This window comes from Agrobacterium sp. El2ro-1b (assembly GCF_048298475.1).
Taxonomy (GTDB): Bacteria; Pseudomonadota; Alphaproteobacteria; order Rhizobiales; family Rhizobiaceae; genus Agrobacterium; species Agrobacterium fabrum.
On record NZ_CP103458.1, the window covers coordinates 1,021,301 to 1,037,371 of the forward strand.

The 16,071-nt window shown below is 59.3% G+C and carries 14 protein-coding genes; 13 read left to right on the plus strand and 1 reads right to left on the minus strand.

Annotated features, from left to right (window positions below; all coding sequences use genetic code 11):
* Window positions 1–43 precede the first annotated feature (43 nt).
* From rseP to NYR50_RS05120, 12 genes are all read left to right on the plus strand, one after another.
* The gene (rseP, locus tag NYR50_RS05065; protein WP_418137256.1) at window positions 44–1,165 is read left to right on the plus strand and encodes an RIP metalloprotease RseP; all 1,122 of its coding nucleotides are present in this window, start codon (window positions 44–46) and stop codon (window positions 1,163–1,165) included.
* 199 nt (window positions 1,166–1,364) lie between these two features.
* Entirely contained in the window at window positions 1,365–3,689 is a 2,325-nt protein-coding gene (gene bamA / locus NYR50_RS05070) for an outer membrane protein assembly factor BamA (RefSeq protein WP_418136963.1), read from the plus strand.
* A gap of 49 nt (window positions 3,690–3,738) precedes the next feature.
* Window positions 3,739–4,806 carry a UDP-3-O-(3-hydroxymyristoyl)glucosamine N-acyltransferase gene (lpxD, locus tag NYR50_RS05075; protein WP_418136964.1) on the plus strand — a complete coding sequence of 356 codons (1,068 nt, stop codon included), beginning with the start codon at window positions 3,739–3,741 and terminating at the stop codon, window positions 4,804–4,806.
* Window positions 4,799–5,266, plus strand: coding sequence for a 3-hydroxyacyl-ACP dehydratase FabZ (gene fabZ / locus NYR50_RS05080; RefSeq protein ID WP_080809102.1), 468 nt, complete (start codon window positions 4,799–4,801; stop codon window positions 5,264–5,266). Before lpxD ends, fabZ begins: the two co-directional genes overlap by 8 nt.
* Entirely contained in the window at window positions 5,263–6,078 is an 816-nt protein-coding gene (gene lpxA, locus NYR50_RS05085) for an acyl-ACP--UDP-N-acetylglucosamine O-acyltransferase (protein ID WP_418136965.1), read from the plus strand. The genes fabZ and lpxA overlap by 4 nt, the downstream gene beginning before the upstream one ends.
* A gap of 3 nt (window positions 6,079–6,081) precedes the next feature.
* Window positions 6,082–6,963 (plus strand): LpxI family protein, encoded by an 882-nt coding sequence (locus NYR50_RS05090; RefSeq protein WP_418136966.1) that lies wholly within the window; start codon window positions 6,082–6,084, stop codon window positions 6,961–6,963.
* Window positions 6,960–8,144 carry a lipid-A-disaccharide synthase gene (lpxB, locus tag NYR50_RS05095; RefSeq protein WP_418136967.1) on the plus strand — a complete coding sequence of 395 codons (1,185 nt, stop codon included), beginning with the start codon at window positions 6,960–6,962 and terminating at the stop codon, window positions 8,142–8,144. The genes NYR50_RS05090 and lpxB overlap by 4 nt, the downstream gene beginning before the upstream one ends.
* Before the next feature lie 192 nt (window positions 8,145–8,336).
* Window positions 8,337–9,047 carry a GntR family transcriptional regulator gene (locus NYR50_RS05100; protein WP_418136968.1) on the plus strand — a complete coding sequence of 237 codons (711 nt, stop codon included), beginning with the start codon at window positions 8,337–8,339 and terminating at the stop codon, window positions 9,045–9,047.
* A gap of 6 nt (window positions 9,048–9,053) precedes the next feature.
* Window positions 9,054–9,839, plus strand: a complete 786-nt coding sequence (locus NYR50_RS05105) for a transporter substrate-binding domain-containing protein (RefSeq protein WP_418136969.1) — start codon at window positions 9,054–9,056, stop codon at window positions 9,837–9,839.
* Between the two features lie 80 nt (window positions 9,840–9,919).
* Window positions 9,920–10,591 carry an amino acid ABC transporter permease gene (locus tag NYR50_RS05110; protein WP_418136970.1) on the plus strand — a complete coding sequence of 224 codons (672 nt, stop codon included), beginning with the start codon at window positions 9,920–9,922 and terminating at the stop codon, window positions 10,589–10,591.
* Window positions 10,588–11,247: an amino acid ABC transporter permease gene (locus NYR50_RS05115; RefSeq protein WP_418136971.1), complete on the plus strand. Its 660-nt coding sequence runs from the start codon at window positions 10,588–10,590 to the stop codon at window positions 11,245–11,247. Before NYR50_RS05110 ends, NYR50_RS05115 begins: the two co-directional genes overlap by 4 nt.
* Window positions 11,225–11,959, plus strand: a complete 735-nt coding sequence (locus tag NYR50_RS05120; protein ID WP_174008331.1) for an amino acid ABC transporter ATP-binding protein — start codon at window positions 11,225–11,227, stop codon at window positions 11,957–11,959. Before NYR50_RS05115 ends, NYR50_RS05120 begins: the two co-directional genes overlap by 23 nt.
* 78 nt (window positions 11,960–12,037) lie before the next feature.
* Here NYR50_RS05120 and gltA read toward each other — a convergent pair whose 3' ends face one another.
* Complete coding sequence (gltA, locus tag NYR50_RS05125) at window positions 12,038–13,327, minus strand: citrate synthase (protein WP_003502585.1); 1,290 nt, start codon at window positions 13,325–13,327, stop codon at window positions 12,038–12,040.
* Window positions 13,328–13,633: 306 nt separating this feature from the next.
* Here gltA and NYR50_RS05130 point away from each other — a divergent pair, with 306 nt between their 5' ends.
* Window positions 13,634–16,063 (plus strand): ComEC/Rec2 family competence protein, encoded by a 2,430-nt coding sequence (locus NYR50_RS05130; RefSeq protein WP_418136972.1) that lies wholly within the window; start codon window positions 13,634–13,636, stop codon window positions 16,061–16,063.
* Window positions 16,064–16,071 lie beyond the last annotated feature (8 nt).

Sequence of the window (16,071 nt, forward strand, 5' to 3'; positions counted from 1 at the left end):
GCGAAGGTCACGACATAAAGGGCAGATTGTCATGAACACAATAATGGCGGCGACGGGTTTTCTGACCGGCTATATCGTGCCATTCATCCTGGTGCTTTCCCTGCTCGTTTTTGTCCATGAAATGGGGCATTACCTTGTCGGCCGCTGGTGCGGCATCCGCTCCACCGCATTCTCCATCGGCTTCGGCCCGGAACTGATCGGTTTCACCGACAAGCGCGGCACGCGATGGAAGCTTTCGGCAATTCCGCTCGGCGGCTATGTCAAGTTCTTCGGCGACGAAGATGCGGCGAGCAAGCCGGATAGTTCCGGCCTGACGCAGATGTCGCTGGAGGAGAGGGCGCAGACGCTTTCCGGCGCAAAGCTGTGGAAAAGGGCGGCCACGGTTGCTGCCGGCCCGATCGCCAATTTCATTCTCGCAATTCTCATTTTTGCGGTGCTTTTCGGCATTTACGGCCGGATGATCGCTGATCCCGTCGTGGCCGAGGTGCGTGAAAACAGCGCCGCCGCAGCAGCCGGCGTAAAGCCCGGCGACCGGCTGGTTGCGATCGATGGTGAAAAAGTGATGACCTTCGAGGACGTCCGCCGTTATGTCGGCATCCGGCCGGGCACACCGATTACGGTAACCGTCGAAAGGGCAGGCGAGGAACTCAAGCTGCCCATGGTTCCGACCCGTACCGAGACCACAGACCAGTTCGGCAACAAGCTGGAAATGGGCATTATCGGCATCGTCACCGACCAGACGAGCGGTAATTTCCGCCACATCGAATATTCGCCGTCCGAGGCAGTGGCTGAGGGCGTGCGCGAAACGGGCCACGTCATCACCGGCACTTTCAACTATATCGGCAATCTCGTGACCGGTCGCATGAACGCCGATCAGTTGGGTGGCCCAGTGCGTGTGGCGCAGGCCTCCGGACAGATGGCGACGCTCGGCATTTCTGCTGTCATCCAGCTCGCTGCCGTTCTTTCAGTATCGATCGGACTTCTGAACCTGATGCCTGTCCCGGTTCTGGACGGCGGGCATCTGGTATTTTACGCCATCGAGGCCATCCGTGGCAGGCCGCTTGGCGCCGGCGCGCAGGAAGTGGCGTTCCGTATTGGTATGGTAATGATTCTGGGTCTGATGGTTTTTGCAACATGGAATGATATCAGCAGCTTGATCGGCTGAGGATTGTGTTTTAACGGTTTTGTTAGGGGCTTGTTTACCTTGTTTTTATGCCGAAGTGGCGAATGAGCCACTCTGGATCACGAAGTAAACAGAATTTAACGTTCTGACTTGCTTGTAGGGGAAAAGCAGGTAAAACGACGCACATGGCCGGAGTCGGGTTCCGCCCGCTGAGGGACAACGTAAAAAGGTAAGATTTGAAATGAAGGCTGGTTCAAGATTTTTGAACGCTGTGTCGGCGGTTGCGCTGTCTGCTGGTGTTTCTTCGGTTGCGGGCCTTGGCGTGCTTGCCTCTGCTGGTGCTGCAAATGCAGCGGTTATCAGCAAGATCGATGTTCGCGGGGCCGAGAGGTCCGGTGCGGACTCCGTGCGTTCCAACATCACCATTGCGCCGGGTAAGAACTTTTCCAATTCCGACATCGATGAATCGGTGAAGCGTCTTTACGCCACCGGTTACTTCTCGAATGTCTCCATGCGCGTTTCCGGCAGCACGCTGGTCGTAACGGTCAATGAGAACCAGCTTGTCAACCAGGTCGTCTTCAACGGTAACCGTAAGATCAAGGACGACAAGCTTGCCGGCGTGGTGCAGACCCAGCCGATGGGCCCGTTCAACCAGGCAATCGTGACGGCGGATATCGCCCGCATCAAGGAAGCCTATTCCGCTATCGGTCGTAGCGACGTCGAAATCACCACGCAGACCGTGTCTGTCGGTCAGGGCCGCGTAAACATCGCTTTCGTCATCAACGAAGGTGAACGCACCAAGATCGGCCGCATCGATTTCATCGGCAACAATTCCTATAGCGACGGCCGTCTGGCCGCTGTGATCAATACCAAGAAGTCCAACATGCTGTCGTTCCTGACACGCAAGGACGTCTATAATGAGGACAAGCTGCGCGCCGACGAAGAGGCGCTGCGCCAGTTCTATTACAACCGCGGTTATGCCGACTTCCGCGTCGTGTCTTCCGATGCGGTTCTGGACGAGTCCAAGAACGAATACACCATTTCCATCACGGTCGACGAAGGCAAGAAGTACGACTTCGGCAATGTCGCAGTCGAATCGACTGTTCCGGGTGTTGACGGTTCCGAACTTCAGGGCCTCGTAGAAACCCGCCAGGGTGCAAGCTACAGCGCCAAGGAAGTTCAGCAGAGCATGGAAGCGATCTCCAAGCGCGTTGCCGGTGAAGGTTATCCCTTCGCTCGTGTTACGCCGCGCGGCGACCGTGATATGTCTGGCAACACCATCGGCGTGACCTATATCGTCGATCAGGGCGAGCGCGCCTATGTCGAGCGTATCGAAATCCGCGGCAACACCCGTACGCGTGATTACGTCATCCGTCGCGAATTCGATATTTCCGAAGGTGATGCGTTCAACCAGACGATCATCACTGCTGCAAAGCGCCGCCTTGAAGCGCTCGGTTATTTCTCCAAGGTCAATATCTCGACCGCCGGCGGAAGCGCGCCTGACCGCGTTGTGATCGTGGTCGACGTTGAAGACCAGTCGACCGGCTCGTTCGGTATCGGTGCGGGTTACTCGCAGAACGACGGCGTACTGCTCGAGGCATCGGTCGAAGAAAAGAACTTCCTCGGTCGCGGCCAGTACATCCGTGTTGCTGCCGGTGCTGGCGAAGACGATGCGCGTACCTACTCGCTGTCCTTCACCGAGCCCTATTTCCTCGGCTACCGTCTGGCGGCTGGCTTCGATCTCTTCAAGAACCAGAGCAAGAGCGAAGACTACTACAACTACGATGAACAGGGCTTCGCACTGCGCGTAACAGCGCCGATCACCGAGAACCTGTCGACGACGTTCAAATATACCTATAAGCAGATCAATTATGAAGGTAAGGGCGACTGGCAGAACAACGCCAATCTCGCAGAACCGTATCAGGCTCTGATCCGCGGTGAGGACTGGACCCAGTCCATCCTCTCGAACACGTTGAACTACAATACGCTCGATGACCGCAACATGCCGCGTGAAGGCTGGCAGGCTGCGTTGACGAACGAATTTGCAGGTCTCGGCGGTGATTCCGAATACTACAAGATCTATGCCAAGGCGCGGTATTACTACACGCTGTCCGACGAATACGATGTCATCGGTTCGCTCACCGGCCAGGCGGGTCATGTCATGCCGACGGGCGACAATCTGCTCGTCTTCGACCAGTTCAAGTTCGGCGGTCGTCAGGTTCGCGGCTTTAAGAACGATGGTATCGGCCCGCGCATCGGTTCGGACTCCATCGGTGGCACGACCTACTTCGCAGCGTCTGCTGAAGTCACGGCCCCCATGCCTGGTATTCCCGAAGACTTCGGCCTTCGTCTTGCTGGTTTCGTTGATGCCGGTACGATGTATGGCAACAAGGTCTCGACGTCGCAGACCGTCAAGGATGACAACTCCATCCGTGCATCCGCCGGTATCGGCGTGATGTGGGCGTCGCCCTTCGGTCCGATCCGTGTCGACTACGCCGTGCCGATTGCCAAGGAAGACTACGACGAGGAACAGCGTTTCCGGTTTGGCATGTCCAACACTTTCTGATATCGGCAGTCCAGAACTGCAACTTTGAACGTTCTGGAGTTTCCGGCTGATGGAATACAACGCATTTTTTCCGCCCCACGAGGGACTGCGATTGAAAGATATCGCAGACCGTTTTGGGGCGGAACTGTCTGATGAGGCGGCGGGCGAGCGGATTATCAGGTCCGTTGCACCGGTCTACCGGGCAAAACCGGATCAGCTCTGTTACATTCTTTCCCGCAAGAGCGGCGAAGAGCTGCTGACCTGCGAGGCCGCTGCTGTCATTTGTGACGCGGCCCTGAAGAGCCTGATTCCTTCCCATATTCCCGCATTGATATCGAAGACCCCGCACACGCTGTTTGCGCAGGCTGGTGCTTTGCTGCATCCATCCGCCATGCGGCCGTCGCTTGTTGCTTCGATGGAGGCGGAAATTTCCCCGGCTGCTTATGTCGATCCGTCGGCAAAGCTCGAGCCGGGCGTCATCGTAGAACCCATGGCCGTGATCGGCGCGGGCGTTCATATCGGCGCGGGCACGCGCATTGGCCCGGGTGTCGTTATCGGCTCCAATGTCCAGATCGGCCGCGATTGCACGATTGCTGGTGGAGCGAGCATTCTGGCGGCGCTGCTCGGCAATAATGTCATCATCCACAACGGCGCACGCATCGGCCAGGATGGTTTCGGTTATGCGCCGGGTCCGCGTGGCATGCTGAAGATCGTGCAGATCGGCCGGGTCATCATTCAGGACAATGTCGAGGTCGGCGCCAACACAACGATCGATCGCGGCACGATGGATGACACCGTTATTGGTGAAGGCACCAAGATCGACAATCAGGTGCAGATCGGTCACAACGTTCGCATCGGCCGCCATTGCGGCATCGTCAGTGGCGTCGGCATTGCGGGCAGTACCCGCATAGGCGACGGCGTGATGATTGGCGGCGCAACGGGCATCAATGGTCATATCACCATTGGTGACGGTGTGCAGATCGCCGCGATGAGCGGTGTGGTTTCCGATGTTCCGGCTGGCGCCCGTTACGGCGGAATACCGGCGCGTCCGATGAAGCATTTCCTGCGCGATATGGCCGATATTCTGGCGCGCGTCGATGAGCGTGATAAAAAAACAGGAGAGAAAAACAATGGCTGACGAAACGAAGGCGACGCTTGGCACAGCCGACATCCTGGAAGTCATGAAACTTCTGCCGCATCGTTACCCGTTCCTGCTGATCGACAAGATCATCGAGATTGATGGTAATAATTCAGCGATCGGCATCAAGAATGTGACCGTCAACGAGCCGCATTTCACCGGCCATTTCCCTGATCGCCCGATTATGCCGGGCGTTCTGATCGTTGAAGCCATGGCTCAGACGGCAGGTGCCATATGCGCTCGCAGCCAGGGCGAAGGAGGCCACCTGGTCTACTTCATGACGATCGACAATGCGCGTTTCCGCAAGCCCGTGGTACCTGGTGATCGTCTCGAAATCCATGTCACCAAACAGCGTCAGCGCGGCAATGTCTTTAAGTTCCATTGCGAAGCGAAGGTGGACGGCGCGCTTGTGGCGGAGGCTGATGTCGGTGCTATGATGATCCCCGAGGATCAGCAATGAGCACGATCGCGGCCTCGGCCAGAATTCACCCGACGGCCGTCATTGAAGACGGTGCGGTGGTCGGTGAAAACGTCGTCATCGGTGCGCTCAGCTATGTCGGGCCGAAGGTGACGTTGCATGATGATGTCCGGCTGCACAACCACGCCGTGGTGTCCGGCCTGACGGTCATTGGCCGCGGATCGGTCGTGCATCCGATGGCGGTCATCGGCGGCACGCCCCAGGCGATTCGCCACGATGGTTCGGAAACGACGCTCGAAATCGGTGAACGCTGCATCATGCGCGAAGGCGTGACGATGAATGCCGGCAGTTCCGATGGCGGCGGCAAGACCATCGTCGGCGACGACAATCTCTTCCTCGCCAATTCGCACGTGGCGCATGATTGCCGTCTCGGCAGCCACATCATCCTGTCCAATAATGTGATGCTGGCTGGCCATGTCACCATCGAGGATCGCGCTATTCTGGGTGGCGGATGCGCCGTTCACCAGTTCACCCGCATCGGCCGTCAGGCTTTCATCGGCGGACTGTCGGCGGTCAATTACGACGTCATTCCTTATGGCATGCTGAATGGCAATCCCGGCATTCTCGGTGGTCTGAACGTCGTCGGCATGACACGCTCTGGTATCGAGCGTGCGGACATCCACAAGGTCAGGCGCGTCTACAAGGCGATCTTTGAGGCTGAAGGCACGATCCGCGGCAACGCGGCGGCTATCGATCGTAACGACTATCTGGATTGCCCGCAGGCGCTGGAAATCATCGATTTCATCGGTGCGGGCAGCGACCGCGCGATTTCTTCGCCCAACCGGGGCAAGTGAGCCGTGACAGGTGGCGGGCGTCTCGCCATCGTGGCCGGCAGCGGCCAGCTGCCGCTTTATGTGGCGGCGGCCGCCCGGGAGATGGGCGAGAACCCCTTCATCGTGCGCTTGCGCGATGATTCCCGTTTCGACTGGAGCGGTTTTGACAACGCCGTCATCAGCGTCGGCGATGTCGCAGGGCTTGGCCGTCTGCTGCGCGAAAATCATGTAGACCGTGTCGTCTTGTCCGGCGCCGTGGCGCGCCGGCCGGAATGGCGGGAAATCCGCCCTACCGCCGGCATCCTGCTCAAGCTGCCCTCCATTGTCAAAACGCTGCTCTCGGGTGGCGATGATGCGGTTCTGCAGATGGTGATCAAGATCATCAGTACGCTCGGCGCAAAAGTCATCGGTGCGCACGAGATTGCGCCCGGACTGCTGGCAACCACGGGGCCTTTCGGTGGGCAAAAACCTGCCGAAGAGGATTTGAAGGATATTCGCAAGGCGGCTGAGGCTGCACTTGCGCTCGGCAAGCTCGATGTCGGGCAGGGGGCCATTTCGGTCGGTGGCCGCATCGTGGCGTTGGAAGGTGTCGAGGGCACGGATGCCATGCTGGCGCGTGTCGCCGCTCTACGTGCCGAAGGGCGCATATCGCCCCGCCGTAAAGGCGTGCTGGTCAAGCTCTGCAAGCCCCAGCAGGATATACGTGCCGATCTGCCGACCATCGGCATCGAAACCGTGGAAAATGCGAAAAAAGCCGGACTGGCGGGCATTGCCGTCGAAGCCGGGCGGGCGCTGGTGCTTGATCGTGAGGCGATGTTGAAAGCCGCCGACGAGGCGGGCATATTCGTCTGCGGCATCGATACATCACTCGGTGGTGACATGGTGGGCGGAGACATGATCGGATGACAGCGGCATTAAAAGTGGCGGTAATTGCAGGCGAAGTATCCGGCGATCTCTTGGGCGCGGATCTGATCCGCTCGCTCAAAGCCCGATATGCGGGTTCTGTCGAACTGGTGGGCGTTGGCGGTGAAGCGCTGGAGGCGCAGGGGCTCACCTCCCTGTTCGACTATTCCGAACTCTCCATCATGGGCTTCACGCAGGTTCTCAAGAAGCTGCCGAAACTCATCGCACGGATCAACCAGACCGCCGCGGCCATCGTGGCCGCAAAACCGGACATTCTGTTGATCATCGACAGCCCGGACTTCACCCATCGTGTCGCGAAAAAAGTCCGCAAGCAATTGCCGCAGCTGCCAGTCGTCAATTATGTCTGCCCGAGCGTTTGGGCGTGGAAGGAATATCGCGCCACGGCGATGTTGTCTTATGTCGACCACGTTCTGGCCCTGCTGCCCTTTGAACCGGAAGCCATGCGGCGTCTTGGCGGTCCGCCGACGACATTCGTCGGCCACCGGCTCAGCGTCGATCCCGAAGTGCTGGCGGCAAGGCAGAGGCGGGCTGACCGGCCTCTTCCGGAGCAAGGCCAGCCGAAGACCATCCTTCTACTGCCGGGCTCGCGCTCCACTGAGACGACGCGGTTGATGGAGCCGTTTCAGGAAGCGGCGAAGGCCTTCGTGAGCCGCAATGGCCCCACCCGGTTCCTTCTGCCCACCGTGCCACGGCAGGAACATCGCATCCGCGAAATGGCAGCGGCGTGGCCGGACGATATCAGGCCAGAGATCGGTATCGACTCTGCCTTCAAGTGGAAGGCGTTTGCCGAGGCCGATGCGGCCATTGCCGCTTCCGGCACCGTCATTCTCGAACTGGCGCTGACCGGCGTCCCGACGATCTCGGTCTACAAGACCGACTGGATTTTCACCATGCTGAGCAAGCGGGTGAAGACATGGACAGGCGCCTTGCCGAATCTGATTGCCGATTACGCCATCATACCGGAATATTTCAACGAGGTGGTGCGATCAGGCTCGATGCTGCGCTGGGCCGAGCGCCTGTCTTCCGATACCACCGAACGGCGGGCGATGCTCGAAGGTTATGCGCTGGTGCAGCAGCGTCTGCATACGGAGATCCCTCCCGGCGAAACCGGTGCAGCCATTCTTCTCGATGTCCTGAACACGAAAAATAGCCGCTCAGCCTGATCATATTTCTCCTGTCCGAGCGGCGTAATCGCGGTTCGCAGACAGGTAACGCTCAGTTCCACCTGCCGCCGATCAAGGCAGTCGAGGGCTCTGTTTTAGCGCATTTGATTGCTAGGGCGGCAAGCCGCTGATCATCAGCGGCCCGCGAGCCGTTAAATTTTCGTCTGGCACGGCTCTTGCTTTCAATCTTGTATGCAAGACAGCAATACATCCGAAAGCGCCCAGAGCGCGGTAGAAGACGCCATCATCTCAGGCATTCTTTCCGCGCGCATCCGTCCCGGAACCCGGCTCAGCGAGAACCAGCTCGCCAGCCTTTTCAGCGTGTCGCGCACGCGCATCCGCGAGGCGATGATGCGGCTTGAGACGCGCGGCATCGTCACCGTCAGCCCACGTCGCGGCTGGTTCGTGGTGGAGCCTTCCGCTGAAGAATCCATCAAGGTCTATGAGGCGCGCCGCATCATCGAATATGGCCTTCTGCGCAATCTTTCCACTGTGAGCGCGCAAGGCATTGCCCTGCTTTCCGGTCATCTCGATGAGGAGAGGGCGGCAATTGCCAAAGGTGATCGACAGCGCCTGACCTGCCTGATGGGGGATTTTCACATCCGCATCGCCGAAATCGCCGGAAACGACATCATCGTCGAAGCGCTCCGTGACCTGACGGCCAGAACCATCCTCATCTCCATGCTCTATCAGTCCGATTTCCATGCGCAGCAATCGCATGACGGGCACTGCCGCATCTTCGAGGCGATCAGGGCGGCCGATTTCCATGCTGCCGCCGAACTCGCCATCCGCCATCTCCACGAAGTCGAAACCGGTCTCGATCTCACCCGCAGACCGGACCCGTTTTATGAGCTTCGCAACTCCCTTTCATTGCAGCCCCTTTTCTCAAGCCCCAAGGAGTAGTCTCCCATGTTGTCCAGACGTTCATTGCTCGCCATCGCCGCTGTTTCCGCAACGCTTGGTTTCTCGCCCGCAGCCTTTGCCGATGCGCTTAGCGATATTTCCTCGCGCGGTACGATCCGTGTTGCGGTCCCGCAGGATTTCCCGCCCTTCGGCAGCGTCGGCACGGATATGGCGCCGCAGGGTTACGATATCGACGTTGCCAATCTGATCGGCGAGAAGCTTGGCGTGAAGGTGGAGCTGGTGCCGGTCACCAGCGCCAACCGCGTTCCCTATCTGCAGACCAACAAGGTCGATCTCGTCATCTCGAGCCTCGGCAAGAACCCGGACCGTGAAAAGGTCATCGACTTCTCCACCGCCTATGCGCCCTTCTTCAACGGCGTCTTTGCACCGGACTCGGTTACCGTCGCCAAGGCGGAAGATCTCTCGGGCAAGACCATCGGCGTCACCCGTGGCGCTGTCGAGGATCTGGAACTGACCAAGGTCGCTCCGGCCGACACCACCATCAAGCGTTACGAGGACAATAACGGCACCATCTCCGCCTTCCTCGCCGGCCAGGTGGAAGCCGTGGCCACGGGCAATGTCGTGGCCGCCGCCATTCTGGCTAAGAACCCGCCGAAGCGACCCGAGCTGAAATTCCTGATCAAGAATTCCCCCTGCTATATCGGCCTGAACAAGGAACAGCCGGCGCTGCTGGAAAAGGTCAACGCCATCATCGCGACTGCAAAGACCGATGGTTCGCTGAACACGATCGCGCAGAAGTGGCTGAAAACCGACCTCCCGAAGGATCTCTGACCAACCTGGCAAATCCATGCGCCGGCCGTGTCTGATCCCGGCGCGGCGCATGGTTTGTCCTCCCCGAAAGGAAATATCGGGTGAAATACACATTCGATTTTGGATGGCTTCTCGATTATTACCCGCAGATCGCCAAGGGCATTGCCATCACGCTGGAATTGATTGCCGTCGGCGGCGTTCTCGGCATCGCGCTCGGCATATTCTGCGCCTGGGTGCGCGCGCTCGGGCCCAAATGGCTGCGGCCGCCGGTAGCGACCTATGTGGAGCTCATTCGCAATACGCCATTTCTCATACAATTGTTTTTTATCTTCTTCGGCCTGCCGTCGCTTGGCCTGCAATTGTCGGAACTGAGCGCGGCCAACATCGCCATGGTGGTCAATCTCGGAGCCTATAGCTGCGAAATCATCCGCGCCGGCATTCAGGCGACGCCCAAGGGGCAGTTCGAGGCTGGGGCAAGCCTTGCCATGACCCGTTTCGAAACCTTCCGGCATGTGGTGCTGGTGCCGTCCCTGCAACGCATCTGGCCGGCGCTGTCGTCGCAGGTAGTGATCGTCATGCTCGGCTCGTCGGTCGTGTCGCAGATCGCCGCCGAGGATTTGACCTTCGCTGCCAATTTCATCCAGTCGCGCACCTTCCGCGCCTTTGAAGCCTACATGGTCTCCACCGTCATCTATCTCGTGCTGGCCATTCTCTTGAGGCAGTTGCTGGTCATGGCCGGTAACCTCATTTTTCCGCGCAGGAGTGTCCGATGATCGAATTCTCCACCTGGGATATTCTCAGAAACCTGTTGCTCGCCACGCGCTGGACCGTGCTGCTGTCGCTCGTTTCCTTTGCCGGCGGTGGTCTCGTGGCGTTGCTTCTGCTCTTCATGCGCATTTCCCGCAAAAAATCGATGCGGGTTTTCGCGCGCTATTATGTCGAGCTTTTCCAGGGAACGCCGCTTTTGATGCAGCTTTTCATCGCCTTTTTCGGCCTCGGCCTCGTCGGCATCGATGTGCCGGCCTGGCTGGCAGCGGGCTTGACGCTGATCCTGTGGGCGGCCGCCTTTCTCACCGAAATCTGGCGCGGCTGCGTCGAATCTGTCGCGAAAGGCCAATGGGAGGCGTCGGCAAGCCTTGCCATGGGACGCTTGCAACAGATGCGCTACGTCATCCTGCCGCAGGCCATGCGGGTGGCCGTTCCGCCGACCGTCGGTTTTTTCGTACAGGTCATCAAGGGAACGGCGGTAACCTCGATCATCGGCTTCGTGGAACTGTCCAAGGCCGGCACGGTCGTCACCAACGCCACCTTTCAGCCCTTCACCGTTTATGGGCTCGTCGCCCTCATCTATTTCGCGCTGTGCTGGCCTCTGTCGAAGAGCAGCCAGATCCTCGAAAGGAAGCTCAATGTCGCTCATCGAAATCACTGAAGTCCGCAAAAGCTATGGCAGCAACGAGGTTCTGAAAGGCATCAACCTTGATGTGGAGCCCGGCGAGGTCATCGCCATCATCGGCAAGAGCGGATCGGGAAAATCGACCCTGCTTCGCTGCATCAACGGGCTGGAGACGATTTCGGCCGGTTCCATATCAGTCGCCGGCGCGCAGCTTCTCGACGATGATCTGCATCTGAAAGCTTTGCGGCTGAAGGTCGGCATGATCTTCCAGCAGTTCAATCTCTTCCCGCACCAGACGGTCGGCGGCAACGTCATGCTGTCTCAGACGGTGGTGAAGAAGACACCGAAACCGGAAGCGGAAGCCGTTGCCCGCAACATGCTGGAACGAGTCGGGCTGGCGCATAAGTTCGATGCCTATCCTGACGAATTATCCGGTGGCCAGCAGCAGCGCGTCGCCATTGCCCGCGCACTTGCCATGCAGCCTATCGCGCTCCTCTGCGACGAGATTACCTCGGCGCTCGATCCCGAGCTGGTCTCGGAAGTGTTGGCGGTGGTGCGGGAGCTGGCCAGCGAAGGCATGACGCTGCTGATGGTAACGCATGAAATGAAATTTGCGCGCGACGTCTGCTCCCGCGTCGTTTTCATGCATGAGGGCAGAGTGCATGAAATTGGTCCGCCGGAAGAGGTGTTCTCCAATCCCGCGACGCCCGAGCTCAAGCAGTTTCTCGGCGTTGCCGCGCGCCACTGAGAAATATCCCGAAGACGCCCAACAAAAAGGCCGGCGGGTGAAAACCTGCCGGCCTTTGATCTTACAGGATTTCGAAGCTTAACGCTTGGAAACCGGAACGTAGTCACGTTTGCCGGCGCCCGTGTAGAGCTGGCGCGGACGGCCGATGCGCTGCTGCGGATCCTCGATCATTTCGTTCCACTGCGCGATCCAGCCAACGGTGCGGGCGAGAGCGAAAAGGACGGTGAACATGGTCGTGGGGAAGCCAAGCGCCTTCAGCGTGATGCCCGAATAGAAGTCCACGTTCGGGTAGAGCTTCTTCTCAACGAAATAAGGATCGGAAAGAGCGATCTTTTCGAGTTCGAGCGCGACCTGCATGATCGGATCGTCGGAGTTGCCGGTGGCTTCCAGCACTTCATACATCGTCTTCTGCATGATCTTGGCGCGCGGGTCGTAGTTCTTGTAGACGCGGTGGCCAAAGCCCATCAGGCGGAACGGATCGTTCTTGTCCTTGGCGCGGGCAATGTATTCCGGAATGCGGTCGACCGTGCCGATCTCATTCAGCATGTTGAGCGCAGCCTCGTTGGCGCCACCATGCGCCGGCCCCCAAAGGCAGGCGATGCCAGCCGCGATACAGGCGAAGGGGTTGGCACCCGACGAACCGGCAAGACGCACCGTGGAGGTGGAGGCGTTCTGCTCGTGATCGGCATGCAGGATGAAGATGCGATCCATGGCGCGGGCCAGAACCGGATCCACCTTGTAGTCCTCGCACGGCACGGCAAAGCACATGTGCAGGAAGTTGGAGGCGTAATCGAGATCGTTCTTCGGGTAAACGAAGGGCTGGCCGATATGGTACTTGTAGGCCATGGCGGCGATCGTCGGCATCTTCGCGATCATGCGCAGCGAAGCGACCATGCGCTGGTGCGGATCGGTGATGTCCGTCGAGTCGTGGTAGAAGGCTGAGAGAGCGCCGACCGTGCCGCACATGACAGCCATCGGATGTGCGTCGCGACGATAGCCGGTGAAGAAGCGGCTCATCTGCTCATGCACCATGGTGTGGCGCGTGACGCGGGTGTCGAAATCCTTCTTCTGCGCAGCCGTCGGCAGTTCGCCGTAGAGCAGCAGATAGCAGGTTTCGAGGAAGTCGCCCTGTTCAGCCAGTTGCTCGATGGGGAAACCACGGTGCAGGAGAACGCCCTCGTCACCGTCGATATAGGTGATCTTGGATTCGCAGGAGGCCGTCGACGTGAAACCCGGGTCGTAGGTGAAGGAGCCCGTGTGCTTGTAGAGCGTGGCGATATCGACGACGCTTGGTCCAATCGTGCCTTCCCTTACCGGGAGTTCCACCTGCTTTTCGCCAAGTGTCACTGTAGCGCTTTTTTCCGTCATACTGATCCTCCGAGAACATGCGGGTGGAGGCGTTGAGACACGCCTCGCGGTTAAGCGTCTACCGATTAGCTATATGATCCTGGCGCCGATGCCAAGCTATCCAAAGGTCAAATTGTGCATTGCGGCAAACGCAATCGCGTCGCTTTTCGCTTTATCGATCATGGCAATTCAATCTCGGTCAACGCAGGGTTAAAGGAAAGCATTGCAATCCACCGCGTCGCCTGCAAACCTGTTTCCGGTGCGGCAGGGGCGCGGCGCAGATTGCTTGGTCAAGGGGAAAAACAGCATTTCGGGTATGCCGAAACGATGCAGGGCGGATTGCCCCGCACGGCGGATATCCTGTCACCGCTGCGCCGGACCGGCGAGGTCGCGACATATGATCTGTCGGCCCTCGTCCGCAGGCCGAAACCGCAAACTGCCATTGTCCAGAAAATCACCAACTGCCTCGCCGAGGAACGCGCATTCGGCCATGATTTTCTTTTCGTGCCTGTTTTCATCGGTTGCGGAGCGATCCTCTGGTTTTCACTGGATGCAGCACCTTCTTTGCCGCTTCTCGTCGTTCTTTTTTTGCTCGCCGCCGGCCTGGCAGTCGCCACCCGATATCGCGCGACCCTGGCAGCCACGGCCTGCAGCATCGTCGCTCTGTTGTTGCTGGGCATGCTTTTTGCCGAATTCGAAACGCGGCGGGCAGGGACAGTGGTGCTGGATACGCCCGTCACCACCACCATATCAGGTACGGTGATACGCCGGGAGGTCGATGCCCGCGGCGACTGGCGGTATGTGGTGCAACTGGCTGCGACGGAGGCGCCGACAGTGTCACGTCCTCCGGGAAAGGTCTCTTTGCTGGCCCGCGGCGGCGGCGAGCCGGCGGCACTCGGTGCGACCATCCGCGGCAAGGCGCGGCTTTCGCCGCCATCCGGTCCGGCCTTGCCCGGCCTCAATGATTTCGCCTTCGCCTCTTATTTCAGGGGAATAGGCGCGACCGGCTTTTTTTATAAGCCGCCGCAGACGATAACGGCCCCTGATATCGACGCAAAAGAGGACTGGCTGGAATGGGCCGATATGCGACTTTACGGCCTGCGCACCGCCATTGCCGAGCGCATCCGCAACACCATCGGTGGTGATGCCGGCGCTTTTGCCGCCTCTATCGTCACCGATGAGAGACAGGCCATATCGGCCGGGACGATGGAAGCCCTGCGGCTTTCCGGCCTTGCCCATATCGTCGCCATATCCGGGCTCAACATGGCGCTGGCCTCAGGCATATTTTTTGTGGGGCTGAGGCTCGCCTTCAGCCTGTTTCCGGCTTTCGCGCAGCGCTGGCCGGTGAAGAAAATGTCCGCCTTCGCGGCGCTCCTGATGACGCTTGCCTATTACCTGATTTCAGGTTTTGCCGTTTCCGCCGAGCGTGCCTGGCTGATGATGTCGGTGATGCTGATCGCGGTACTGTTCGATCAGCCCTCGCTCAGCCTCAGGAATGTTGCGTTGTCCGCTCTGGTCATCCTCGCTCTCTCTCCTTCGGAAATCATGGGGCCGAGCTTCCAGATGTCCTTTGCCGCGACGATCGCGCTTGTTGCCGCTTATGCCGCCTGGAGCCGCTGGCGCACCGACCGGGAGCGTCTGTTCATCGGGCGTAAACCGGCGTGGATGACGGTGGCGGGAACGGCAGGCGCCATCATCGGTGGTGTTGTCACCACATCGCTGATCGGCGGGCTCTCGACGGCGATCTATTCGGTTGAGCATTTCCAGCGTGTCACCACCTATGGACTTTTCGCCAATCTGGCGGCTATGCCGCTGATGTCGCTGGTCGTCATGCCCTTCGGCCTCATCGCCATGCTGTTGATGCCCTTCGGGCTTGATGCACCATTTCTGAAGGTCATGGGTTACGGCATGGCGCTTGTCATCGAGGTTGCGCAGGAAGTGGCGTCCTGGGGCGGCAGCGCTGCGACCGGGCGGCCGCATGGCTGGTTCATCGGCATCGCCTCCGTGGGTTTCCTGCTGCTGACATTGCTGCGCACCCGGCTGGCACTGCTTGGAGTTCCACCTTTGCTCCTCGCCTTCGGCCTCTCAGGCGCCGTCGCCCAACGCAGTCTGCCCGATCTGCTTATCCATGAGGAAGGCAAGCTGGTGGCGCTTCTGGACGAGGGCAGGGTCTACACCACAAAAACGCGGCCGCAGGGCTTCATCTATGAGCAATGGCAGAGGGTGCTGCTGTTGCCTGAGAAACCGCTCTCACCCGTCCTTCTCAAGACGGGGTTTCCGGCAACTACCGTTGCTCTCAGCGCAAAATCGAAGCTGGCGCCCGAGGATATGAAGGCCGTGGCCCGGGAGATGATAACGACGCTGAGAGATGCCGCGCCCGGTGTCTTCACCTGCAGGACAGGCATCTGGTGTGCGGCGCGTGCGAAAGGCGGCGAGTTTATCATCGTGCTGGAAGACGGCCGATTTGCCGGGAAAGCCTGTGACATCGCCGATATCGTTATCGTCTCCCGCAGGACGTCGTTTGCGCAATGCCGCTCGGGTGCCCTGCTGCTCGATCGCGACGTATTAAGGCGCATCGGCTCGGTGGAGATAAATTTCGCCGGCAGCGATCAAGCAGCGGTGGTAGGGCGGATGCGCGCGGCAACCGCCGGCACCGATAGGCCGTGGAGTGAACACCGCTTCTATGATTGGAAGAGCGGCCGTTTTGACCATGACGTGCCTGACGCCGTGACCGGGTTGCTGACGGCATCGCAATGAGTGCCGCC

Excerpts from the sequence above, each read along its gene's own strand:
- rseP (WP_418137256.1), top strand. The coding sequence starts at position 44 with ATGGCGGCGACGGGTTTTCTGACCGGCTATATCGTGCCATTCATCCTG.
- bamA (WP_418136963.1), top strand. The coding sequence starts at position 1,365 with ATGAAGGCTGGTTCAAGATTTTTGAACGCTGTGTCGGCGGTTGCGCTG.
- lpxD (WP_418136964.1), top strand. The coding sequence starts at position 3,739 with ATGGAATACAACGCATTTTTTCCGCCCCACGAGGGACTGCGATTGAAA.
- fabZ (WP_080809102.1), top strand. The coding sequence starts at position 4,799 with ATGGCTGACGAAACGAAGGCGACGCTTGGCACAGCCGACATCCTGGAA.
- lpxA (WP_418136965.1), top strand. The coding sequence starts at position 5,263 with ATGAGCACGATCGCGGCCTCGGCCAGAATTCACCCGACGGCCGTCATT.
- lpxB (WP_418136967.1), top strand. The coding sequence starts at position 6,960 with ATGACAGCGGCATTAAAAGTGGCGGTAATTGCAGGCGAAGTATCCGGC.
- NYR50_RS05100 (WP_418136968.1), top strand. The coding sequence starts at position 8,337 with ATGCAAGACAGCAATACATCCGAAAGCGCCCAGAGCGCGGTAGAAGAC.
- NYR50_RS05105 (WP_418136969.1), top strand. The coding sequence starts at position 9,054 with ATGTTGTCCAGACGTTCATTGCTCGCCATCGCCGCTGTTTCCGCAACG.
- NYR50_RS05115 (WP_418136971.1), top strand. The coding sequence starts at position 10,588 with ATGATCGAATTCTCCACCTGGGATATTCTCAGAAACCTGTTGCTCGCC.
- NYR50_RS05120 (WP_174008331.1), top strand. The coding sequence starts at position 11,225 with ATGTCGCTCATCGAAATCACTGAAGTCCGCAAAAGCTATGGCAGCAAC.
- gltA (WP_003502585.1), bottom strand. The coding sequence starts at position 13,327 with ATGACGGAAAAAAGCGCTACAGTGACACTTGGCGAAAAGCAGGTGGAA.
- NYR50_RS05130 (WP_418136972.1), top strand. The coding sequence starts at position 13,634 with ATGCAGGGCGGATTGCCCCGCACGGCGGATATCCTGTCACCGCTGCGC.